Source organism: Neorhizobium sp. 2083, assembly GCF_031455615.1.
In the GTDB taxonomy this organism is placed as follows: Bacteria; Pseudomonadota; Alphaproteobacteria; order Rhizobiales; family Rhizobiaceae; genus Neorhizobium.
Genome location: NZ_JAVDTC010000007.1, coordinates 333,517 through 354,737, shown reverse-complemented (window position 1 = coordinate 354,737; position 21,221 = coordinate 333,517). Strand labels below are relative to the sequence as shown.

Here is a 21,221-nt window from a genome sequence, read left to right as displayed (position 1 = left end):
GCCGGAAGCAATGTATCAGTTTGAGGCCAGGCAAATCGCCTGGCCTCTTTCGTTTTGGCATCGTGGCCAGGAGGAAATTCAATGACAGAGACATACAGCAAATCTCGACAGCAGGCAGAGGCGGCTTTCGGAAATCTCCAGACAGAGTTCTTCGCCAAGAACAATGCGGCCGAAGAGCTCGCATCGATCGCTCAGGCGCGTGATGCCAAAACTGCCCGGCTGCGCGAGGCCCGCCTTGCAAAGGAGCAAGCCGGCCGCGCGTCTGCGACCTCCGCGCTGCTCGCAAAACGATCCAAGCCCGACTGATCATCCCAGACACAAAAGTTAGGAAATAGATTTGAGACACGCCAGAAACAACGAACTCACCGACCGACGCTCCGCCGCTGCAGACGCCAAGTCAGCTCTTCTGACTGCGTACAAGGCTGCAAAGACGGCGGCAGAGCCATCGCAAGCCGCCAGACAAGCCGAGCGTATCTCGCTTGTTGAAGCCCGCGAAGCACGCCGCGCGGAACGGGAACGACTGAAGCATGAGGAGCGCACCCGCATCGAGACTCTTGCGGCAGAAGAGCAGGCGGCCGTCGAGGCAGCGGCCGCGGCCGAGATCGAGGCGCGACAAGCCGCCGAAAATGCCCGGATATCGCGTGTCGTTGAAGACGAGGCCGCCCGCAAGGCTGAACGCGACAGACGTTATGCTGCCCGCAAGGCCCGGCAGGCATAACGTTCAGGCGCCCACCTCCTAGTGGATGCTGCCGTGGAATAGACAAGGGCGTGGTTTTACAGTCGCGCTCCAACTTACTCATTCCTGAGGAGCCTCTAATGGCACCGGACACGAACGAGCTGCAAGCTATCAACACCGCCTGGCAGATAGCGATCCAGGAAATCCTGCGCATGGTCATCCGTGACATGTACCATGGTGCCGGCGAAGCGGCCTTCAGCGCCCATATCAAGCGGATCGAAGAAGCGGCCGTTGACAGCATCCAGACCGACTTAAGACTTCGCGGCACCAGCGAGTGGACGGAAATGCTCGTCAAGGAGCGGGCCAGTAATTTCGTGACGACGCTCCTAACGTCCTTCACCTATGACCGTGCCTGAACTTTCTTATGGTCTTAGAGGTTGATCTGCGATGGGACTGCCTAAATCATTCCAACTAAGCAGAAATAAGCTAAGCGGCCCGGCATGGAAGAGCATAGCGCAGAACGCCTCGCAGCCATTGTCGAGTCGTCGTTCGACGCCATCATCAGTAAGGATCTTTCCGGCAAGATCGTGAGCTGGAATAAGGCCGCTGAGCGCATGTTCGGCTATGCGGAAAGCGAGGCGGTCGGACAGCCGATCTATCTGATCATACCCGAGGACAAACGGGATGAAGAGGCGGACATATTGCGCCGGCTGAAGCTGGGAGAGCGTATCGATCCGTTCCAGACGACCCGACGCCATCGGGACGGGCAGATGGTCCCTATTTCGATCACCATTTCTCCAATCAAAAGCCGGACCGGAAAACTTGTCGGGGTATCGAGCATTGCCCGGGATATCTCGGAGATGCGAGAAAGCGACCGCCGGCTCCGCCTCTTGATGCGGGAGATCAATCACCGCGTTAAAAACCAGTACGCCGTAGTCCTGGCTGTCATCAGGCAAACAGCAATACGAGCTCGATCAATCGAAGAGTTCGAGAAGCGGGTCCGCGAAAGGATCATGGCGCTTTCGCATTCGCATGATCTTCTCTCGCAGGTGGATTGGGCCGGTGTCAGCCTTGCCGATCTCGTGGCCCACCAACTCCGACCTTTTGAGGCGCTTCAGCCGATCCAGGTTTTCGGGCCGAAGATCGTACTTGACGCCAACGCCGTCCTCAATCTTGGTATGGCCTTCCACGAACTAACCATGAACGCGATGCGCTTCGGGGTCACCGATGTTGGCGGCATATCCGTGACTTGGGGGCTGACGAGCAAAGGGGGCGGCGAGATATTCGAGCTGGTCTGGTCTGAGCCAGCGGTGGCTTACGCCGAATTGCTGGCGCAGGAGGAGGGTTTCGGAGCCCTGGTCCTCGGAAAGCTGGTGCCTTCCGCCCTGTCCGGCCATGCGAAATGGAGTTTCACGGATGAGCGGATCGTCTGGAAGCTGACAGCGCCGCTTGCGCGCATCCAGGTCGGGCTTGGGTCTTCGGCCTTCCCCTGAATACGCCCAGTGGGCAAGCAGGCCAGATGTCTGCATCATCTTCGGCCGAGCGATCCCACCCAAGCGCGGTAAAGAACCGGTTCGCTGGCATGGCGCTCCAAAAATCAGGATTCCTTTAGCTCCCCGCCATCCGGCGTGATAAGCACCGAACGAATATCGTCGCGAGTTGCAAATGACAGAAGCTGAAGAATCGCCGATCGGCCCCGAAACGGTAGCCGACCTTCCTCATCTCGGGGAGGCGTTGGATGATGACCGCTTCCGACAATTCCTCGACCACGTACCGTTCGGAGTGGCCGTGGCCGAACTCGCGTCAAACGAGGTGCTCGCATACGTCAATATTGAGTTCGAGCGTTTGATGGGTACCTCGGCGGAGGAACTCCAGGGCAAGCCATGGTCATCGCTTCCGCTGGCGCGCTCGGTGAGTGGAGACCAGGACCTGGCGACTGCCATTGTGGCTGGCGAGGAATACTTGGGGACATTTGCGACATCGTCCACGACGGAGCCCCAGTCGCATGTTGACGCCTGGTCGAATACAATCGTCGATGACGCTGGAACCCCTCTCTTTCGTCTTGTCGCAATCGCGACCACGAATAGTGGACAGACCGGCGCTGACCTGGCCGCAACGCTGGCGGAAAAGGACGTGCTGCTCAAGGAGTTGCAGCACAGGGTCAAAAACAATCTTCAGATGATCACAGCGCTCATCCGCATGGAAGCTCGCAACGCGCAACATCCGGATGAAAGCGCGCGTTTCAACCGACTTGCCGGCCGGGTAGATGCGCTAACGATCCTCTACCGTTCTCTGTCGGATACCAACGCGGATGAGACTGTCGATCTCGGGACCTATGTGAGCCAGATCGCCTCGGCGGTCATGGCCGCACATGCGGTTCAGGGTATTCGGCTTGACATGAAGGTCGACACCTGGCCCGTTTCGGTCAATATCGCGATGCCGGTCGGCTTGGTCATCAACGAACTGATGACGAACGCGCTCAAACATGCTTTCAAGGATCGTGATGGCGGTGAGATTATCTTGCGCTGCGTGGTGGATGATGCGGGCTGCAGGATCTCGGTTGCAGACAATGGCATCGGTCTCAGCAATCCATCCGACTGGCCACGGCGCGGTAAACTCAGCGCAATGATTGTGCAGTCGATCAAGCAGAACGCCAGGGCGGATGTTCAGGTGGAATCTACGCCAGGGATGGGCATGAAGGTCACCATTGTTTTTGGAAAGCCGGAAGCAAACCAAGCTTAGATCGGCATTCATCACGCCGAGGAGCGATGGACACTCCACGGATATACGGTTGGCGCTTTGTCCAGTTTCCCTGTGGTTGAGGGATTTCCTCCCTTTTCAAGGCCGCCGGGTTCGGCAAGGGCGTTGCGAAGCGCAGCAACTTGTGGGTGATCTTCAGCAACCTTGAGAAAGTCGTCCACTGACCACCTCGTTTCAGCTCCCCCAGATGCCGGGTTCGCGCGGTGAATGACGGAGGGCGCTGTTTCGCCTCGCTCCAGGAACCACTTGTCTCCGTTGGCGCTTGCATAAAACTCTGAAGTCGTTTCGTACATCGCCCTCTCCTTTGCAATCAAAACGATGCGGCCATCCGATCAAGTTCAGTTGTCACAGCGTCGACATCATAAGGCTTCGCGAAAAAAACCGCGCGGGCAGGGAGTTCGCTATCGACGGGACGCCTTTGGCCGGAGACGATAATGATTTCGATCGGTGGCCAGCGGTCTCGAACAGCGCGTGCAAGCTTCATCCCGTCTATGCTGCCGGGCATGTCTATATCGGTAAACACAATCCTGATATCGGTGCGTGCCTCCAGAATCGCCACTGCCTGATTTGCATCGGCCGCTTCCACGACATCAAAGCCGGCATCCTCGACGAAAGCGACCGCGAACATTCGCACCAGTGGCTCATCCTCGACGACGAGCACAAGGCCTTTGCTTCGTAAAGGATCTCTGCCCATCACCCTACTCATCAGACAAACGCTCGGCCAATATCAGCACTTGTCTCGAAACACCGCGACGGTTTGAATGTTCCGGCGCGACACATATTCGATAGGCTTGATAATGACCGAGCACCCGGTGTTTTTTGCAAGGTTGGACATGAATGAGCCGGAGTACGCAGCTTAGTATCACAAATACCGGCGATATTAGCCGTTCGGTGTGCGCCTCCATCCTGTATGAGGAGGACAATCTTCCGCCGCCACGAATGCACTTCTTTCTTCTGCGTTAGACCGCGATCCGACGAGCGGCTTTATGAATGGCTTTGGCATCGTCGCCGTGCTCGGCCACGATCGTCTTGGCGTCTTCCAACGCAATCCGATATTTCTTGGCAACTGAAACGGCGCTTAAAGGCGCGCCAGCACCTTTTTCGTTGGTCATTTTTAATCTCCTGGGGAATTGACCGTGCCGACCGCAAAACGGGTAGACATCACCCTACCTAAATAGGGCGCCTGCAGCGAATTTCCACACCTTCCGCCAACTATCGCTTCCAGCTCAGTTGCGGCCCTGATCCCTGTCCTGCACGCGCCGGCCGTTTAACGCTAAAACCAACCGCGTTTCATAACGAATAAATTACCTTGATCCGCATGGAAGTAATGTCTGCGGAACCAGCCTTGAGCGAGAACATTTCCTCGGCGAAATCGTAAAGGACTTCCGCTTGAAAACGGTTCATCGCCAACCTCTCTTACCCTCACGCATTGTTCGACCTGATCAATGATACCAGTCCAGACCGCCTGAAACCTGCCCTCTCACTCATTGAACGTACATCTCGCTTCAATCACGCGTGGATCGCCACAGTTTGTCGAACCCGAAGGTTCCGGGCTCGGCGGCAATCCATCGCCACCTACGGGATAATCAGATTGACAACCAAGGCTGACGTAGACGCCAAAAAGGAAAGCCTTGTGGAGCAACTGGGCGACTGGTTGCAAGAACGCCCGGCGGGCCAGCGTTGGGCGATCCTGCTCGCCGTCACTCTGGTTGCCCTGCTGCTTGACGTCGGCACGTACCAGCAACAGTTGTCGATGGCGGCCCTCTATCTCGTCCCAGTGACGATCGCCTGCTGGACGTTGAGCACCCGACAGGCTGTCCTGTTCACAGTGGCTGTCGCAATCGTCGCCGGGCTACGATACCCCATGTTCAATCCCGATCCTGAGTTCTGGACCGGTCTCAACAACAATGTCGGGCGATTGATTTCGTTTGGCGTCAATGCGGCGGTCGTCATGGGCCTTAAGCGCTCACATGATCGAGTAGCCTACCTGGCAACACATGATCCGCTGACCGGCGTCTATAATCGCAAAGCATTCGAGGACGAGCTGAAACTGCGGCTGTCCAGCAAGATCGGAGCGCGACGACCACTCCTCCTTGCCTACATTGATCTGGACGGGTTCAAGGGCGTCAACGATGAGCATGGCCATGCTGCAGGCGATCAGGTGCTGACGGCATTCGCAGCGTCCGCAAACAGCTTCATGTCCGAGGGACAAATTGCGGGACGGTTAGGCGGCGACGAGTTTGCGATCGCCATAGCCGTCGCCGACCATGGCGAAGCGATCAGAACAGCGCAAGACCTTCATGTTCGATTGACGGCAGCACTGTCTCTGACCGGTTATCCGGTAGGTTGCAGCGTCGGCGCACTTTTCATCGACATAAGCGACGACCGCTCCGCAGAGCAGTTGATTATCGCGGGTGACAACCTCATGTACGCGGCGAAGAATGCCGGCAAAGGCAAAGTCCAGTTATCGATGGTCCCACACACGAGCAGGTTCTCAGCAGTCTCGGCTGAGCCCTCTATTGGGTCAGTGGGGCGCTAAAGGCATGCAGGTGACGTGAGCCCGCGCAGATGACACCATTGCTGTATCCCTTGATTTGGCAAGCCGGCACGTCCACTGCGGTCTCGATGGGGCATGTCTGACCCAAGACCGCCTCGCGGTACTCGGCTCGATCGGCATCCGCAACGGCCGGATCGTTTTCTTCCCCTGTGCGCTCAAGCGCCCATTCCTCGCGAAGCAAGAAAGCCTCTTCCTGGCCGTCCTTCACTCCGTTTCGGCCTTTCAGGTGCGGGCCGATCGTCTCCGGTCCTGTCGACTGCCATCGAGGCCACGATGGACGCGGCCCGAACAACCGAAAAGGAATACGACAATGGCAACCATCGGCTCTTTCACCGCTTCCGGCAACGGCTTCACCGGCACCATCAAGACCCTCAACCTCAACGTCAAGGCGACCATCCGCACCGTCGAGCGCACCTCCAATAAAGGCCCAGACTACCGCATCCTCGCAGGGGCGACAGAGTTCGGCGCAGCCTGGAAGAAAACCTCGAACGAAGGCCGCGACTATCTCTCGGTCAAGCTTGACGACCCGAGCTTTCCCGCTCCGATCTACGCAACGCTGATCGAGGCCGAAGGTGAGGAAGGCCTCTCCCTCATCTGGTCCCGGTCAGACCGGGACTGATCCGGAATGCCCGGCCCGACAGGGCGGGGCTCTTCCTGTGAAGGATCACTTGTTCAGTGCATCCTTGAGCGCCTTGGCAGGCGCAAAGGTCAGCTTGTTGGAAGCCGCGATCTTCATGGCTTCGCCCGTTGCCGGATTGCGGCCCTCGCGTTCAGGCGACGCCTTTACCTTGAACTTTCCAAAGCCAGGGATAGACGTCTCCGCGCCGGAGCTTGCTGCATCGGTGATCGCCTGGAAAACGGCTTCGACGATGGCCTTGCCCTGAACCTTGGTCAGGCCGTTATCGGCGGCAATCTTGTCGGCGATTTCGTTGGTAGTGGTCATGAAAAATTTCCTTCAACGTGAGACAATGTAAAATCCGTGTCAGCTTCTAGCCTCGTTGTCATCGTTGGTGATGGCGACATGGCTCAGATCCGTTGAATGTCCACAACTCGTTTCGGCTTATAGCCCCGCCGCGTTTTTCTCGAAGGACATCGAGGAACAGGCTGACAGCCTCTCCTTCGTTGTCAAAGAGATGAACCATTTGCTGCCCCCGTGTTCCGATCCGTCCCCATGCGCGCACAAGAGACACCTCGCCAAACAGTGTCGGCTGGACAGCAAGCGCGTAGAAGCGTGCCATGTTCTTTTCAGGGGCGATACGCTCGACGTAGAGGTGGTAGGGCTGCGCTATCATGGGGACAGAATCGCGCGATCGGAATCCGACGTCCAATGAGAGTTTTGAATCGCACTGTGCTCACCGATTCAAGACAGTGATCTGTCGCAGCGGTTCAAGGCGTTGGCGGATGATATGGAGTGAAAAATCTGCGCTGGAAGTGTTCAAAATTCACTCTGTTGGAGAGAAAGTCGGCCTATACGATGACTCTCCGTCATTCGTTGAAATCGCATCATCGCTTTTGATCGGAAGCCCGGACCGGCGGATTGTGGGAGTTCGCGAAGGAAACCAGCGCGTCCAATCCTGCAGGAGGTGTGCATCATCAGCGCTTCGCGTCGAGTCGCGTGCGCAAAAACAGGCGGAACGCCAATACGACGCTCACAAACGTCAGGCCGGCCGCGAAGCCAATCCAGACTCCTTCCACACCGAGTTGGCCAACTGTCGCGAGGAAATACCCCCCACCGATACCAACAATCCAATAGCCGGCCGCAGCAACCAACATCGGCCCTCGCGTGTCCCGCAAGGCCTTAAGACCCCTCACGAGAACAAGCTGAACCGCGTCTGCCGCGAGAGCGAAAGGGAGAATCGCAAGAACAATCAGCAGTTGGTCCCTAAAGACGAAATTGCTGCTCTCGCTTTCTCCCAGAAATACAACTTCGGCAATCTCCGGATTAAAAGTGACGCCGACACCAGCCGCGATCATCAGAAGTGCGGCGACTGCCGATCCCGTGACAATAATAGCGTTGGCTGCGCGCGGGTCGGATGTCCTAGAATTGCTCGCCGCCACAGAAATCATTGTTGCCTCGCCTACGCTGAGCCCAATCACTGAGATTATGTCCGCAAGCTGAATACCGACCGTGGTTGCCGACAGGCTAGCCACTCCATGCATGCCTGCGACAACCTGCATAGCCGCAAAGAATCCGCTTTCGAACAGACCGAGCACGAGGCCGGGCCATCCGATAGCCAGGAACTCGCGGACCAAAAACGCGTCAAGGTGATTTCGCCAGATCCTAAGTCCCCCGATTCGATGCCGTTTCCAAGTAGCGGCGACCGCAAACAAGACCATAGTTGCGTGTGCGAATGTTGTGCCGAGACCAATACCAAAGACGCCCAATTCCGGCGACCAGCCTATTCCGAAGGCCAAGATAGGACTCGCTATAAGATTGACTGTAATCCCGATTACACTCGCCCAAACAACAAGTGCCCCAGAGCCAACAGCTGAGAGAAGTGCACGGTAGACATTGAAAACCAAGGCCAGCGGGACAGAGGCCACGGCGCCCTGGATGTATAAGGATGCGGACGTCACGACTGCTCCGTCCTGCCCTGTCCGGCGCAGGAACTCTGGTATGGAAATCGCAATCACAATGATGAGGGGCGAGAGGAGCGCCGCCATGAGGAGGCCGGCGACGAAAGAACTCTTCACGGCATCTGTCTGCGCCTGCTCGTGCCCACCGGCGACGAAAATCGCGGTCGTCGATGTCATTCCGAACGCAGCATAGAGAAATGCGAACACAAGCCCGGTGGCCAGCCCGACCGCGCCGAGCTCAACCGTACCAAGCCGCCCGGCAACAGCCGTATCTATAAACCCCATCGCCATTTCTACTACATAAAACAAAGCGATCGGAATAGAGTTGCGGGCAAGCTGACAGGTCATACTTCGCCAAGAACTATTCGCTGCAAAACCGGACATTGCCCAACCTAAATTATAGCTTCAGTGAGAGCTTAACGGGTTGACGAAATGGAACCCATCAGGCGTGCCTGACAAGATCTAGCCAGTCGCCACCAAAACGTTTGGCAACCGATGTTACAAGCGGCAGCACCAGGGCATACCGCAAAACCACGCATCGTTTCGATGCGCTCCCAATGAACTCACAGAACAAGCTTGGGACCACGTTGTAACACTGATCAAACCGTTGCCAACTTCCACAACCCCACCGAAGGCCGACTTGCCCAACCGACTCTTGACCAAAATCCTCCTAGATTGCCCGCGTCCGAGGCTGCTGCGCGCTCGACAATCAATCCTCAATCAACTCCTCGCGTTTCGCAAATACGCCGGTACCAAGCCGGTCGATAATTGCTTGACGGAGTATTTCAGATCTCTGGACGACCCGTTCAAGAGGGACTATCGCACAATTCGCGACGGTAGCGAGGCCTTTGACAAGATGAGAGAGCTGCGAGTGGGCATCAGTATGGGCTAAGATGATGATTGGCTTTCCAAGCGCGGCAGCCCACCCAAGCTCGATATGCGTGCCGTCAGTTCTGATCAAGCGACCTTCTTCGTCGGAAGGAAGCACTGCCATGAACAAATTGCATTGCCGCATCCAGTTATAATCCCGATGAGTAACCTCGTCGGGAGTAAAGCTGCTGGTCATCTCCCCAAATGCTTCTGCCACGTGGGCTGAAACAAAACGAAGATCGAACGACCGAACCATGAAGTGAATTTTTCGAATGGGACTTTCGGCCCTCTCTACCATTCCGGAGCCGACAATGGCATGCTGGATTGGGCCCCCAACAAAGATGAGCGGTTGTTCCGCTTCATCCTGAAAGTTGTCCTTGGCTGCTTCGTTCATATCCATGACGATTTCCTTGTTGCGTTCGGTTGACAGGCGGATGCGGGTGATGGTGCGATCACATCAGTTTCAATTGCTTGCTGGCCTCGCCCCGGAGGGTGCTTTCCGATTCCAGCTTAAGGCAGATCTGATCGACGATGTGCCCGAAAAGGCGCTGGCCGAGTTTGGCCGTTGCGCCAACGGTCGAGGAGAGCACTCCTTGGGTCGTGGTCGCGGCGAGATCGAGGGGATGATCGTAGATTCCGGACTGCGGCGGAGTTGGGTGATCGAGACGGATGTCGTTTACGACGCTCGGCCGCAGGTACATCATCAAACTCGTCTCGGTTAGCCCCGCGTGCTCCGCGTGCCAGCCAGGGAAGCGCTCTCCAACGTTTTCATCAATCCAGTTCTGCGTGACAAGGCTCCACCAACTGAACGCGGTGACGCTCATTCCTCCAAGCGACCTCTCGTGCCTAGCCATATCAACGGCCTCAAAAACGAAAGGCTCATTTTCGAAATGCCCGCCGACAATCACGAGTTTTCGGCAACCCAGACCCGCAAAGCCCACGATTATCTGCTTCAGATAATTTATTAGGATGTCGCCCGTGATGAAAATAGTACCCGGAAACGCTAGCCCGCCGCCGCTTTGCGGCAAAGATCGAGCACCGAATGGCTGCGTTGGCGCCATTAGGCCGTTCGTTACTCGTCCCGCGACCTCGCGGCTCAAACTATTTGCTATGTCAAAATCAACGGAGACTGGGAGGTGTGGACCGTGCTGCTCTACGCTTCCGATACCCCAGACGATCGTGGCATCGCGAACGGCCGCCTGAATCTCTGGGCTCGGAATATCGGTCAGGTAAGTAGTTCGGTCGGTCGTCATAGCGAGATCTCCCTCGTCAGAATTGATTTCCCGATAACCTTCCGCGAATGTTCGGAACCCACCATGTGAAAGAGATCATCGACGATGGGCGCGATAGCATCACGCGACGTGTGCAGCGCGGAGTAAACTTGGACGGCATTGGCTCCTGCATAGAGATATTCCAAAGCGTCCGATGCCTCGCTCACTCCACCGGAAGCCATCACCGGAACGGTCCCTCCGCCAGCGCGGAGTTCGTAGATGGCCGCGATCACGAGAGGCATTATACCTGGTCCAGAATACCCGAAGGGACCACCGAGCAAGGGCCTGGCTGTAGCGATATCAATGCGTGCGCCGGGGATCGTATCGCTCAATGTGATGCAAGATGCACCCTCGGAAACTGCTGCTTCAATCCGCTCCATTAGGAAATCCCCCAAGGAAAGCTTCACGCTAAATGGAATTGAGACGGCGTTCTTCACTTCTCGGGTGTAATTCGCGACACGCTCAGGAGTGTCGAAGAGGCCTTCGAACTCATTGAGGCACGAAATTCCCAACTCAAGCGACTTGCATCCGGTACCCTCCACCTCCCGTGCCAGATGCCCAAGCTCCGACGGTGTTCTTGCATGGATGGACGCAATGACGGGTGCGTCTTCGGAGGCAAATATCTTCAGAAGGCCGAGCCAGTGTTCGACCGTCTTTTTTGAATATGTTGTGCTGTTCAACCATCCCGTCGAAATGGCGGTAACTTTTTCCGAGTTTCCGACCGGAGGGGCTGGGTGGATTGTTTTGGTAATGACCGCCCCGGCGCCATGGGCGAGATAATGGCGTATGTTTCTTGCGCTGTCCGTTACCAGCCCGGAGCCAGCAATGATCGGCGACCGAATTCTCATTCCGCAGATCTCATATCCCTGAAACAGCGTTGACATTTCGCTTCCCCTAATCGCTACACGATCTTGAATCCCAGCACTGCCAGATCCGCCTCAACGCGGTTTTTCAACTCAGCTATTTCCTCAGCTGTGTTTCCCCAAAACAAAAGACTGACGCGACCAAACTGAAGGCCGGTTAATTCAATCGGGAGTATCCCCGATGATGACGTGGTCGGCGAACGGATCGAGGGCCTGATTTTGTCAAGTAGAGCTTCAAGGGCGATCGCGTGGCCGGCGTAATAATCAAGCGCCCCGACACAATGTGTCATCTGATATGACGGTCCCAGGAATGCGGAGGCAAACTCGTGAATATGGGTCCCGCCCGTCCGGCGTGGATTCAAGTCGAGCATGATGGTCTCACCGCTCGCGCGTGAGACGCAGTCAATATCAAAGAAGCCGATATATCCCTGCTTCTGCAGGTGGCTCGCAATGAGGAGGCCCGTCCCGACGAGCGGCGAATACCATGGTTCTTCGGACTGGTTCGGGTAGACGAAATTTCCGCGCAATTCCGTTTGCCGACTGAACATCATCGAACATGCGAAAGTATGTTCTGGCGATCCATCCTCTGGGACATGGAATTCAACGGATGGGAAGCTGATGTTCTCTCCATCGACATATTCCTCAACAACTATCGGGTCGCTTGAAAGGTAGTGATTGGAATGTAATTCTCGGAGTAGAGAACAGTAGTTTGTTCCGGGATGAAAGATATTGAGGCCGACACTGGCTTCCCCCTTATCAGGCTTCGCAATTGCAGCTTCACCGTGGGTGTTCTTGTCGAAGATTGCCCCGGCTGCGGTTTCGACGGTCGGAAAACTGGCGCCGGCCGCGATGCGGACAACGCCGTTAGAGAGGCCCAGACTGGCTGCGATTTCGCGAAACCCCGATTTTGTATCAGCATAATCACGAAGAGCTTGATTCCGGCTACTTTCAGGAAGATAGACAACCAGCCCCAACTGCGCTTCCAAGAACAACACCATGTCCCAAAGGGCCGGCGTGGTCGTGTGCACGATAATTCGGATCTTCTGGTCCTGACCGGCCCATTCCGATATCGCCTGTTGAAGCCGCGTATCCTTCACAACATCGGTGAAAAGACAGCCAGTCGTTTCTGCGGGCGAAATATTTCGCGCGCCTTTAATTCCCAGAAGACCGGTAAGCCACTCAAATCCGGCAATAGGCGCCTCGGTTATGATAAGCTTGTCGAGAGGCCGCCAGAAAATTGCCTGGTCCTGCTGGGGAAAATTCGCACGCGTGATGGCGTCTGCATCAGCAGGGGTAGGGGCACGGCCTATGATCACTCGTAATGTATCAATTGCGTTCGCAATACACAGTGTCGGCACATCCGCGATTGTATTGTCTTTCATCGCATTGATCCGTTCCGGCTCCCGATTACGGTTAATGAGAAGTCGTTCGTTGGCTGTTCTCCAGACGCAATCTCGGCGCCGAGAGATCGATCTGCGTCTGCAGATAGTCTTCGGTAGTTTCCGCGCGGCGGATCAATTCGGCATGACCAGTTTGCCGAAGTAACAATTCCTTTGGTCGAAGCCGGCCATTGTATTGAAAGCCCATGGCGTGACCGTGCGCTCCCGTATCGTGAATGATGAGAAACTCGCCCTCACGCACGTCCGGCAACTCTATTCGTTTGGCAAATTTGTCGTTATTTTCGCAAAGCGAGCCAACAACATCGACAACCGATGGCATGGCGTCCTTTTGTCTCCCGTCCGCGGTGAGGGCGGTGATGTGGTTATAAGCATGCGGATACATGCCGGTCCGCATCAATGCTGGCATACTCGCATCAACGCCCACGAAATCACGATATTTCGACATGATATTGATGACGCGGGTCACCAGTACCCCATGCGGCCCCGTAATCAGACGCCCGCATTCCATGAATAACTTCGGGGCGTAACCTTGTGCAGCACGGAATTGTGCAAATAGGTCGGAAGCTGCCCGAGCTAGAGCGACGAGATCGACGTCCTGCTCACCTGGGCGGTAAGGGATACCAATCCCCCCGCCCATGTTGACGAATTCGAATTGGATCCCCATTTCGCTATTCAAACGGTGGCACAGCTCAAGTAACATCGCGATCGTGTCGCGAATATTTTGCCATCTCGTTTCATTCGTTACGAGCATAGTATGGAGGCCGAAACGCTTAGCTCCTCGCTCGCGCGCTCGTTTGTATGCAGCTTTGATTTGATCTGTCCTGAGGCCAAATTTGGCCTCTTGTGGAGAGCCGATCACCGCGTTCCCGACACCAGCGGTGCCGGGATTGTATCGGAAGCAGACGAGTTCCGGCATTATCGGCACTTTGTCCACGAAGCTGAGATCGTCGAGATTTAAAATTGCCCCACCATGCTTCTCGGCTTCTGCATATTCCTCCTGCGAGGTGTTGTTCGAGGAAAAGAAGATATCGGAGCCTGATGCGCCGAGCAGACGGACCATTTGCAGCTCGGGTATGGAACTGCAGTCAAAGCCGAATCCCAACTCATGCTGCAGTAAGTTCAAGATTCGAAGGTTGGGCAACGCTTTGACAGCGAAGTATTCTCGAAAATCCGCAACACCGGCAAACAGCTCGTTCAAGCGCCGCCCTCCGCTGACGATGCCAGCCTCATCGTAAATATGAAATGGCGTGCCGAATGTCTCCGCGATCTGAGGCAGAACCGAATACAATCTTTCTGCGAAGTCTTGCGAAATCGGCATAGTCAAACCTTTGATCGCGAAATCATTAGCTCCACCAGCAGAGCAGGGGGGTACCTCGCGCTGCGGCATCCCGCAGATGTGAAGCGGGAACCTCGGTTTCCGGCTTCAACTTTGTCGAACGAGACGCGATCCGAGCGGGCCAACCGGTGGTGCGTGGCTTCTCGGCACCCGCTCGGAGACGCGTTCTGCTCAGACGGTCTCTCTCACGAGCAGCGTTTTCAGGAGTTCCTGATATTCCCGCCCCGTATCGAAAGCCTGATACTTTGCTGGATCGCTTTCGTTCACAAAGGGGTCGAGGGGCGCGACCACGATCTCATTTGATGGTTTATGCTTATATTGAAGCGAAACGCGGTTCTTTGTGATTTCGCCAACACGGTGCTTTACCGCCCTGAACTGCCCGTTCGTCCATCGCTGAAGATAGTCACCGTGGAATACGAAAAGCGAGCCAGGGATAACCGGAATTTCAAGCCAGTCCCCTTCCGGGGTTAGGACCTCCAGACCGGGTTGATCGTGGGCTAGGACCGTAAAGATCGTGTGGTCAATATGAGCGGACATCGCGTAGCTAACGGTATTGCCAATCTTCTCGCCGGCGCCGACCTCATAGTAGTTCAAACCGAGACGATGGAGCGGCTCCTTCAGGAATTTATCGAAATAGGAGCCGCTCAGTCCTAATCCGACGGCGCAGGCACTCATCAGCCTGTTGCCCACTTCCGCCATCTCCTGAAAGAGTGTCATGCCCGACTGGAATGGCTGATGGAAGAACTCCTGATCGACTGGCGGGAGGCGGGCATCTGACTGCACGACGTTGCCAATTCGATACTGTTCACACGCCTCGCCGCCCGCGTGCATCAGGCTCTTTTCCGCGCCAAGCGGTCGATAACCGAGAAACTGGGAGTTCGGGCTACATTTGTACGCAGCTTTTTGATCGTCCGGCTGGGAATAAAAACGGATTGTCTCGTCAATGGTATCACTCAACAATTCAGCCGGGATGCCATGGTTTTCAAGGAAGAAGTACCCGTACGTACGCGACACTTCGGCGATGTCGGCGCATTGCTTTGCCTCATCACTCGTGAAGGAAGTGGGCAGGACGACGGACGGAAGTTTAGCTTGATGCTTCTCGCTCATTGGGTTTTCTCCACCTGTGCTTGAGTTAATTGTGATTTTAATCGAACTCGATGAAACGGAGCTCGACCCCATTCCGACTTGAGTGTGCTGAACGGTCGGCCACGTTCCGAAAACTCATAAGGCGTGAGGCGGTGCGCCAAGCGTACTGGGATGGCGAGCCTCTAAGCTGACCGGGAGTATCGCATTGCCTGTCTGACGGTGGAAATATTGGACGTTTTCAATATTGACATTTAGGTCTCTCGCCACACCGCGCGACGACTGGATGGGGAAGAACCGGCCCTATGAGCACGCGGAGAGAGCACCTTTCTCAGCTCGCGAATAGCAGCTTGAAGACGCTTTTAGGTTGCGATCAGGGTTTGGTTATGGCACATTTCACTAACGAATATTCCAGAGAATTGGTTTTACTCAGCCAGCTCGGAGAAGACGCAATAGCTTGACCTTGTGCCCTATCTTTTTCTTATGAAGAAAAGGCTTTTCGGAGATGTTGGACGGCTCGCGTTATTTTTACAACAATCTAGACGCTTTGGAGTCAATTGAATCTATTTCAAAATTTCTATTGGATCATCTACGTCCTGTCGGTGTAAACGGCCTCTTCATTGCCCGGCTTCCGGTGAACCGGGAGTCGATTAGCTCGAATATTATTTTGGACAGCTGGAATCCAAACTGGACGAAAGAATATGCTCGCGGCGAGTATGTGCAGCGGGACCCAGTTGCGCAGCACTTACTTCAAACGCGTGACCCCTTTGTGTGGAGCGAAATTTGTGCTGAGAAAGGCCTGACAGTCGACGAACGAAGGATTATGGAGGGCGCAAGAGATTCCGGCTTGATTGATGGTTTGACGGTGCCGATCCACGGTCCCAGCGATATTATTTGCATTTCCTACTCCACCTCTGGCGGGCGTTTGGAAAGATTCGATCGAGAAAGGATGCGATTTATTGGAATCTTGGCATTGTCTAAAATTAGGCAGATATCGCCCGGAACGGGCACCGGTGTTAGCAAAGTTGGGCCCAAGGGTCTCTCAGCCCAAGAAATAAAATGTTTACAGCTGGCCTGGAGAGGATTCAGTTCTAAGCAAATTGCCCAGCAAACCGGGCTAACTCATCGGACGGTGGACCAATATCTTGCCAGAGTTATGAATAAGCTCCACGCGCATAACCGTGTGGATGCTGCGCGACTGGCAATAGAATATGGGTTTATGAGAATACACTAATTAATAGTGTAAATTTGCAGTATAGATTTTTCACTTAGCGAAATTAAGTCTCTCTGGAGTGCAGGGAGATGACAATGATCTATGTGCTCAATGGATGTGCTCTTCAACTCAATCCGTATTTGCGTGATGAGATCCACAAGTTCAGGCATGAGGTCTTTGTAGAACGCTTGGGCTGGGCAGCATTAGACAGTCCTAACGGTCGGGAAGTCGATCGATTCGACGATGGAAGTGCCATTCATGTCATTGACGTCGTTCAAGATCAGGTAAAAGGGTACTCGAGGCTACTTCCAACTGACAGCCCCCATTTGCTGAGCCACATCTATCCCGAACTCTTGCAAGGAAGGGCTTCAGCTGGAGGGAGTGCGACGTATGAATGGACACGACTTGGTACGCGTACCGGTGTTGAAAATGGAAGCGGCAGTTCCATAAAACGCGTGATGGCAGCTATTCCGGAAATTTGTACGAGATTGGGTCTTCGGAGCCTTATTGCACAAGCCAATCCGCTGTGGATAAGGCGTTTAATCAGGCTCGGATGGCAAGTAGAACCGCTTGCGCCGCCTATGCTGTATAATGGCGAGACGGTGGTCCCCTTCGAGGCGCATGTGATGTCAAGCACAGCCGCGACCTCGTCACAAGTTTTGCGGGTGAGTAATTCGGTCGATCTATCTTGGGCGGCATGCAGCACTCCGCATGCTTCTTAATACTGTGCTTCCCTGTACGTGAGCTGCGAAACTTCAGCGTACCCGGTCCAGACGGTCCTAGGACTGCGCCGTGCCGACCAGACAAGCATGAAGATCGAAAATTTCAAATAATTAGACGATGTAGCTCCTCGCCGAACAGCGCGGCGAACTCCTCGTCCAGGTCGGCATTTCTTCGCCAGAATATTGTGCCGAGCTTTCGATGCTTGATTACCGGAAATCTTGGGCTTTAGGGATTGGGCTCGGCATTGTGTCGGGAGCGGAATAGGTACGTTACCTTCATATCGACACGTTGAAAGTGAAGAGCCGGATTTTTCACACTAGTTGGTCGTCAGATCGAATCTCATCAAGGCGAGAGACTGGAGCTTTGGACCCTGCTGGCGAAAGTCCTGAAATCCAGCGTTAGCAGGATGAAGGGTGAAGCAGCCGCAGGAATGCGATCCCGTTCCAAGCGTAAGATGGGGGCGCCTCTTAGTTGTTGCTCGGTTCAACTGAAACCGTTGCGGTCCTCCCAGCAATTAGCCGGACCGTGTTCGGGACAGTGTCGATTTCAATCCGTACTGGAATTCTCTGGGCGAGACGGACCCAGGAGAATGTCGGAGCCACGCTTGCAAGCGAACCCGCAGCTTCGCTTCGCTCCCGGTCTTCGATGCCGGCTGCGATACCCGCGACACGGCCGACGACTGATTGCGGCTCGCCCATTATGTCGACCTTCACCCGGTCGCCGATATGGATCCTCGGCAGTTTTGTTTCCTCAAAGTACCCCGCCACGTAAACAGCCTGGCTTTCGATCAGCACTCCGACCGCATTTCCGGCGGAGACATAGTTCCCGGGACGGAGAGCGAAGTTCGTGATTTTCCCTGAGGCCGGGGCCCTCACGATTGTCCGGTCAAGATTAAGCTTCGCCAGATCAAGAGTGACGAGCGCCGATTGATGGGCGGCATCCGCCTGGCGCATCTGGCCTTCTGCATGTTGCCGCTCTTTCAAGCTCGCCGCCTCTTTGGCGGCGAGCAGCTGATATCGTTCGAAGTCAATTCTGGCGAGATCCGCCGCAGCCTTCGTACTCTGCACCTGAGCTTCTGCCTCGCGCACCGCAAGTTCAAAGCGGTCCGTTTCGATCCGAAACAGAGGCATGTTTTTCTCCACCTGAGCATTGTCCAAGACCAGAACCTGCGCAACTGGGCCCGAAACATCCGGCGCCAGTCGAACAATATCTGCGCGCACATGAGCGTCCCGTGTCCAGGGCGCCTCCATGTAGAATGACCACAAATGCCAGCTCATAACCGCTGCGCAGCCTACCATCGACAGGGTCAACAGGCCTCTGCCCGAGGTGATCGCGAAGTTCTTCATGCCTGCAACCAATTGATAACGGCGGAGAGCCCGCCAAGGAGGGTGATGTAAAGTGCGAGATTGAACAGGGAGGGGTGCCATACGGCCTGATAAAGACCAATCCGCGCGAAAAGCGACGTCATCATGCGGAAGAGAACGTAGGCACCCAGAGCGAGCGCCGAAAGCCCTGGCAGGAAGACACCATAGAGGTCGAGTTGTCCGGTCACGCGGCATTCCTTTTTGACGGAGGTATTATCAGGGCCGGCGGATCCGCCTCGGGGGCGAGGCACACACGAAGAGCAGCCGCGTGCACGACGAGTGCGGTGTCGGCGTCGGTTGCGGTCGCATCGCCAAACGAAAGGATAAGGTCGTCGAGCAGCTCGAGCGTGTATCCCAGCGCTTCACCGCGTTCGGCAGGCCCAAGCCGATAAAGGTTCTCAAGCCTGGAGAAGATCGATTCCGTCTTAAGGCGGCTCAGCATTGACGCTTCTTCAGACAGCTCTTGCATGGCGTTTATATTCAGTCCTGTCCGCAAATCTCTCATCAGGTCCGCATCGGCGGTGTCCGAGGTGGGAGGGAGTTTTGCCGCCCTTGTGGCAAACAGGCCTGCCACGTCGATGACGCGGTGGTGTGTGACATGCGGGTCTGTGGGCCGGCCGGACGCGATGCCGACGACACGCCTCTGGACCACTGACCACAACCTCCGGGCATTTGTCTCAGCCTTCACTGATCGAAAGACACTGCAGACCATGATCGTCCAGACCATCGCGAGGACGGTTGCGACGCTCGAATTTGCAAAGGTCGTGAAGTCGCTGCTCTGATGTGATTGGAGCGTGAGCAGCAGCGGAAAGTTGATGCAGAGCCCCATGCCGACGATGGCGAGCGAAGGCACCGCAAGAAAAATTCCCGCAGGGATCAGGAACAGCCCGAGGGCTGCGACGAGGGTCAAGAAACTGTCGATCGTGGGCAGAACCGCGAAACCGTAGACGAAGGCTAAGATAACCGAACCGATCGTCACACTGACGAATTTGCGCATGGCTGGAAGCGGATCGTCCATGGTCGCAAGGAGGCAGCACAACACGCCCGAGATCTGCCCAAATGTCATCCCGTCGGTCCAGCCGCTTGCAATCCAGAAGACCGTAGAAGTCGTAAGGCAGATGGCGACGGTCAGCGCTGAGAGCAATGCCATACAGATATCACGATGCGGTTGGGGAACAGGCTTGGGAGGTTCAACGCGATGAGGGTCCCCTGTTGCATTCTCTAGCTTCAATGCGTTCCGAAGGGACTGACATTCGCGCGAAACCTCAACAACATCCCGCAGGTTGCGCGCAACATTGGCAAGGAGCAGGCTTTCCCATGATCGAGGCCCTTCGAAAGACGCAGACAGATCAGTTTTGGCCGTCGAGATTCCGGTAGCGTTTGTTGACGACGATCCGAGCTCTTCGATCGCGGATACGGCCCGCTTTGCCTGCGAGCTGTCAAGTCTAGCCAGTGCGCGTCGCAGATCCTCAAGCTCGCTGAGCAACGGGAGGTAGGACACCATCCGGTACTGTAGCGATCTTACCAGCGAAACGGCATGGCGGTACCTCGTTCCGTCATATCGCAGGTGGGTTGTGAATGACCGCAGGTCTGCCGCGTCTGCCGCCAAGGCGTATCGTTCCGCTCTGCATCGAACTTCATCCTGCTCGCCGGTTGCTGTCGCTGTCAGGAGCGCTTGCGCCCTTGTCATCCAGGCATCGATGCGCCCCAGGAGGATTGTTCCGACATGAACCGGAAGAACAATGTGGCTGACGATCGAGGCGCACAGGATGGCAAGCCCGATCTCCTCGATGCGGGCGACGACCGTGTCGAACGTATTTTCCGGCGCCGTGACGAGTGGCAAGCCCGCAAGAAGCACGGTATAACCCGCCAAGAGTGACACATAGCTACGTGGCGTACGATCGAGAAGGCTGATGAACGTGCATACCGACACCCAGGCGATGATCGCTGCTGACAACAGGATCGGCTCGTTCACCAGGTTTGGAACGAGAATGATTGTTGCAGCGCCACCGAACAGCGTCCCCAGCAGTCGGTAAACCGATTTCGATGATATCGCACCGGACAGCGGGTGAGCGACAATGTAGACGGTTGCCACTGCCCAGAACGGTCGTGGCAGATCAAATTTAATGGCGATGTAATAGGCGAGCATGGCCGCCAGGAATGTCTTTAACGAAAAGAGCACGTTCCCGGTGGTGACAACGGGTCGAGCGCTCATGAGTCCTCTCCGGACGGGTGGTTCCTTCGCGAGGCCCCTTGCTCATCCGTGGTGTCCGTAAGGCTGTAAAGTTCGGGCGAGACGTAGCAGAAGAACGTCGTCGCGATGCAGGCATGCATATACGCTTCCACTGGGTCGCTGCACGAGACAGGCGGTTGGCCCGGGGGCCGGTGGGCAAAGAACCCGCGAACCTTGGCAAGGATCGCTTTCGTCATCCCTCGCGCACCCGATAGCAGACGGAAGGAGAAGCGCGGATAGTGTGGAGGCAAGTCGCCTTCGCCAAGATCACGCTTCTGAGACGAGCGAAATTCGG

General features: G+C 55.8%; 24 protein-coding genes. 9 read left to right on the top strand and 15 right to left on the bottom strand.

The annotated features are described in order from the left end of the window. Window positions 1-81: 81 nt before the first annotated feature. The 5 genes from J2X76_RS25655 to J2X76_RS25635 all read left to right on the top strand — a co-directional run bounded on the left by J2X76_RS25655 (window position 82) and on the right by J2X76_RS25635 (window position 3,418). On the top strand, window positions 82-306 hold the full coding sequence (locus tag J2X76_RS25655) for a hypothetical protein (protein ID WP_310220320.1): 225 nt from the start codon (window positions 82-84) through the stop codon (window positions 304-306). Window positions 307-337: 31 nt separating this feature from the next. After that, window positions 338-718, top strand: coding sequence for a DUF6481 family protein (locus J2X76_RS25650; RefSeq protein ID WP_310220319.1), 381 nt, complete (start codon window positions 338-340; stop codon window positions 716-718). Window positions 719-816: 98 nt separating this feature from the next. Continuing rightward, window positions 817-1,092 (top strand): hypothetical protein, encoded by a 276-nt coding sequence (locus J2X76_RS25645; RefSeq protein WP_145643764.1) that lies wholly within the window; start codon window positions 817-819, stop codon window positions 1,090-1,092. 84 nt (window positions 1,093-1,176) lie between these two features. Continuing rightward, the gene (locus J2X76_RS25640) at window positions 1,177-2,169 is read left to right on the top strand and encodes a PAS domain S-box protein (RefSeq protein ID WP_310220317.1); all 993 of its coding nucleotides are present in this window, start codon (window positions 1,177-1,179) and stop codon (window positions 2,167-2,169) included. 172 nt (window positions 2,170-2,341) lie between these two features. Beyond that, on the top strand, window positions 2,342-3,418 hold the full coding sequence (locus J2X76_RS25635) for a histidine kinase dimerization/phosphoacceptor domain -containing protein (RefSeq protein ID WP_310220315.1): 1,077 nt from the start codon (window positions 2,342-2,344) through the stop codon (window positions 3,416-3,418). Window positions 3,419-3,429: 11 nt separating this feature from the next. On the opposite strand, the gene J2X76_RS25630 is transcribed toward J2X76_RS25635, so the two are convergent. The 3 genes from J2X76_RS25630 to J2X76_RS25620 all read right to left on the bottom strand — a co-directional run bounded on the left by J2X76_RS25630 (window position 3,430) and on the right by J2X76_RS25620 (window position 4,548). Beyond that, entirely contained in the window at window positions 3,430-3,729 is a 300-nt protein-coding gene (locus J2X76_RS25630) for a hypothetical protein (protein ID WP_310220313.1), read from the bottom strand. Window positions 3,730-3,746: 17 nt separating this feature from the next. Beyond that, entirely contained in the window at window positions 3,747-4,130 is a 384-nt protein-coding gene (locus J2X76_RS25625; RefSeq protein ID WP_310220312.1) for a response regulator, read from the bottom strand. Between the two features lie 265 nt (window positions 4,131-4,395). After that, window positions 4,396-4,548, bottom strand: coding sequence for a hypothetical protein (locus J2X76_RS25620; protein WP_310220311.1), 153 nt, complete (start codon window positions 4,546-4,548; stop codon window positions 4,396-4,398). A gap of 479 nt (window positions 4,549-5,027) precedes the next feature. Here J2X76_RS25620 and J2X76_RS25615 point away from each other — a divergent pair, with 479 nt between their 5' ends. Next, the gene (locus tag J2X76_RS25615) at window positions 5,028-5,975 is read left to right on the top strand and encodes a GGDEF domain-containing protein (protein ID WP_310220309.1); all 948 of its coding nucleotides are present in this window, start codon (window positions 5,028-5,030) and stop codon (window positions 5,973-5,975) included. A 328-nt stretch (window positions 5,976-6,303) separates the two neighbouring features. Continuing rightward, window positions 6,304-6,612, top strand: a complete 309-nt coding sequence (locus tag J2X76_RS25610; RefSeq protein WP_310220308.1) for a DUF736 domain-containing protein — start codon at window positions 6,304-6,306, stop codon at window positions 6,610-6,612. Window positions 6,613-6,657: 45 nt separating this feature from the next. Here J2X76_RS25610 and J2X76_RS25605 read toward each other — a convergent pair whose 3' ends face one another. From J2X76_RS25605 to J2X76_RS25565, 9 genes are all read right to left on the bottom strand, one after another. Beyond that, entirely contained in the window at window positions 6,658-6,936 is a 279-nt protein-coding gene (locus J2X76_RS25605) for an HU family DNA-binding protein (protein WP_310220307.1), read from the bottom strand. Between the two features lie 58 nt (window positions 6,937-6,994). After that, window positions 6,995-7,231 carry a WGR domain-containing protein gene (locus tag J2X76_RS25600; protein ID WP_310220372.1) on the bottom strand — a complete coding sequence of 79 codons (237 nt, stop codon included), beginning with the start codon at window positions 7,229-7,231 and terminating at the stop codon, window positions 6,995-6,997. A 355-nt stretch (window positions 7,232-7,586) separates the two neighbouring features. Further along, a complete protein-coding gene (locus J2X76_RS25595) occupies window positions 7,587-8,954 on the bottom strand; it encodes an MATE family efflux transporter (protein ID WP_310220305.1) in 1,368 nt (455 codons plus the stop codon). 325 nt (window positions 8,955-9,279) lie between these two features. Continuing rightward, window positions 9,280-9,840: a nucleoside 2-deoxyribosyltransferase gene (locus tag J2X76_RS25590; protein WP_310220304.1), complete on the bottom strand. Its 561-nt coding sequence runs from the start codon at window positions 9,838-9,840 to the stop codon at window positions 9,280-9,282. A 52-nt stretch (window positions 9,841-9,892) separates the two neighbouring features. Further along, window positions 9,893-10,693: a creatininase family protein gene (locus J2X76_RS25585; protein ID WP_310220303.1), complete on the bottom strand. Its 801-nt coding sequence runs from the start codon at window positions 10,691-10,693 to the stop codon at window positions 9,893-9,895. Continuing rightward, entirely contained in the window at window positions 10,690-11,595 is a 906-nt protein-coding gene (locus J2X76_RS25580) for a hypothetical protein (RefSeq protein ID WP_310220302.1), read from the bottom strand. The genes J2X76_RS25585 and J2X76_RS25580 overlap by 4 nt, the downstream gene beginning before the upstream one ends. Before the next feature lie 17 nt (window positions 11,596-11,612). Beyond that, complete coding sequence (locus J2X76_RS25575) at window positions 11,613-12,956, bottom strand: hypothetical protein (protein WP_310220301.1); 1,344 nt, start codon at window positions 12,954-12,956, stop codon at window positions 11,613-11,615. 31 nt (window positions 12,957-12,987) lie between these two features. Then, window positions 12,988-14,292: a diaminopimelate decarboxylase gene (locus J2X76_RS25570; protein WP_310220300.1), complete on the bottom strand. Its 1,305-nt coding sequence runs from the start codon at window positions 14,290-14,292 to the stop codon at window positions 12,988-12,990. 189 nt (window positions 14,293-14,481) lie between these two features. Then, the gene (locus J2X76_RS25565) at window positions 14,482-15,417 is read right to left on the bottom strand and encodes a 2OG-Fe(II) oxygenase family protein (protein ID WP_310220299.1); all 936 of its coding nucleotides are present in this window, start codon (window positions 15,415-15,417) and stop codon (window positions 14,482-14,484) included. Between the two features lie 481 nt (window positions 15,418-15,898). Here J2X76_RS25565 and J2X76_RS25560 point away from each other — a divergent pair, with 481 nt between their 5' ends. Then, window positions 15,899-16,627, top strand: coding sequence for a LuxR family transcriptional regulator (locus J2X76_RS25560; RefSeq protein WP_310220298.1), 729 nt, complete (start codon window positions 15,899-15,901; stop codon window positions 16,625-16,627). A gap of 74 nt (window positions 16,628-16,701) precedes the next feature. Further along, window positions 16,702-17,328 carry an acyl-homoserine-lactone synthase gene (locus tag J2X76_RS25555; RefSeq protein ID WP_310220296.1) on the top strand — a complete coding sequence of 209 codons (627 nt, stop codon included), beginning with the start codon at window positions 16,702-16,704 and terminating at the stop codon, window positions 17,326-17,328. A 468-nt stretch (window positions 17,329-17,796) separates the two neighbouring features. On the opposite strand, the gene J2X76_RS25550 is transcribed toward J2X76_RS25555, so the two are convergent. The 3 genes from J2X76_RS25550 to J2X76_RS25540 are packed head-to-tail and all read right to left on the bottom strand — an operon-like array spanning window position 17,797 to window position 20,908. After that, the gene (locus J2X76_RS25550; RefSeq protein ID WP_310220295.1) at window positions 17,797-18,675 is read right to left on the bottom strand and encodes an HlyD family secretion protein; all 879 of its coding nucleotides are present in this window, start codon (window positions 18,673-18,675) and stop codon (window positions 17,797-17,799) included. Further along, window positions 18,672-18,881, bottom strand: coding sequence for a DUF1656 domain-containing protein (locus J2X76_RS25545; protein ID WP_310220294.1), 210 nt, complete (start codon window positions 18,879-18,881; stop codon window positions 18,672-18,674). The genes J2X76_RS25550 and J2X76_RS25545 overlap by 4 nt, the downstream gene beginning before the upstream one ends. Then, a complete protein-coding gene (locus J2X76_RS25540; protein ID WP_310220292.1) occupies window positions 18,878-20,908 on the bottom strand; it encodes an FUSC family protein in 2,031 nt (676 codons plus the stop codon). The genes J2X76_RS25545 and J2X76_RS25540 overlap by 4 nt, the downstream gene beginning before the upstream one ends. Between the last annotated feature and the right edge of the window lie 313 nt (window positions 20,909-21,221).

What these genes read in the sequence shown, in the direction of transcription:
- J2X76_RS25575 (WP_310220301.1), bottom strand. Translation starts at nt 12,956, where the DNA reads ATGAAAGACAATACAATCGCGGATGTGCCGACACTGTGTATTGCGAAC.
- J2X76_RS25610 (WP_310220308.1), top strand. Translation starts at nt 6,304, where the DNA reads ATGGCAACCATCGGCTCTTTCACCGCTTCCGGCAACGGCTTCACCGGC.
- J2X76_RS25630 (WP_310220313.1), bottom strand. Translation starts at nt 3,729, where the DNA reads ATGTACGAAACGACTTCAGAGTTTTATGCAAGCGCCAACGGAGACAAG.
- J2X76_RS25550 (WP_310220295.1), bottom strand. Translation starts at nt 18,675, where the DNA reads ATGAAGAACTTCGCGATCACCTCGGGCAGAGGCCTGTTGACCCTGTCG.
- J2X76_RS25640 (WP_310220317.1), top strand. Translation starts at nt 1,177, where the DNA reads ATGGAAGAGCATAGCGCAGAACGCCTCGCAGCCATTGTCGAGTCGTCG.
- J2X76_RS25625 (WP_310220312.1), bottom strand. Translation starts at nt 4,130, where the DNA reads ATGGGCAGAGATCCTTTACGAAGCAAAGGCCTTGTGCTCGTCGTCGAG.
- J2X76_RS25590 (WP_310220304.1), bottom strand. Translation starts at nt 9,840, where the DNA reads ATGGATATGAACGAAGCAGCCAAGGACAACTTTCAGGATGAAGCGGAA.
- J2X76_RS25570 (WP_310220300.1), bottom strand. Translation starts at nt 14,292, where the DNA reads ATGCCGATTTCGCAAGACTTCGCAGAAAGATTGTATTCGGTTCTGCCT.
- J2X76_RS25620 (WP_310220311.1), bottom strand. Translation starts at nt 4,548, where the DNA reads ATGACCAACGAAAAAGGTGCTGGCGCGCCTTTAAGCGCCGTTTCAGTT.
- J2X76_RS25560 (WP_310220298.1), top strand. Translation starts at nt 15,899, where the DNA reads ATGTTGGACGGCTCGCGTTATTTTTACAACAATCTAGACGCTTTGGAG.
- J2X76_RS25580 (WP_310220302.1), bottom strand. Translation starts at nt 11,595, where the DNA reads ATGTCAACGCTGTTTCAGGGATATGAGATCTGCGGAATGAGAATTCGG.
- J2X76_RS25540 (WP_310220292.1), bottom strand. Translation starts at nt 20,908, where the DNA reads ATGAGCGCTCGACCCGTTGTCACCACCGGGAACGTGCTCTTTTCGTTA.
- J2X76_RS25605 (WP_310220307.1), bottom strand. Translation starts at nt 6,936, where the DNA reads ATGACCACTACCAACGAAATCGCCGACAAGATTGCCGCCGATAACGGC.
- J2X76_RS25645 (WP_145643764.1), top strand. Translation starts at nt 817, where the DNA reads ATGGCACCGGACACGAACGAGCTGCAAGCTATCAACACCGCCTGGCAG.
- J2X76_RS25600 (WP_310220372.1), bottom strand. Translation starts at nt 7,231, where the DNA reads ATGGCACGCTTCTACGCGCTTGCTGTCCAGCCGACACTGTTTGGCGAG.
- J2X76_RS25585 (WP_310220303.1), bottom strand. Translation starts at nt 10,693, where the DNA reads ATGACGACCGACCGAACTACTTACCTGACCGATATTCCGAGCCCAGAG.
- J2X76_RS25635 (WP_310220315.1), top strand. Translation starts at nt 2,342, where the DNA reads ATGACAGAAGCTGAAGAATCGCCGATCGGCCCCGAAACGGTAGCCGAC.
- J2X76_RS25655 (WP_310220320.1), top strand. Translation starts at nt 82, where the DNA reads ATGACAGAGACATACAGCAAATCTCGACAGCAGGCAGAGGCGGCTTTC.
- J2X76_RS25555 (WP_310220296.1), top strand. Translation starts at nt 16,702, where the DNA reads ATGATCTATGTGCTCAATGGATGTGCTCTTCAACTCAATCCGTATTTG.
- J2X76_RS25565 (WP_310220299.1), bottom strand. Translation starts at nt 15,417, where the DNA reads ATGAGCGAGAAGCATCAAGCTAAACTTCCGTCCGTCGTCCTGCCCACT.
- J2X76_RS25595 (WP_310220305.1), bottom strand. Translation starts at nt 8,954, where the DNA reads ATGTCCGGTTTTGCAGCGAATAGTTCTTGGCGAAGTATGACCTGTCAG.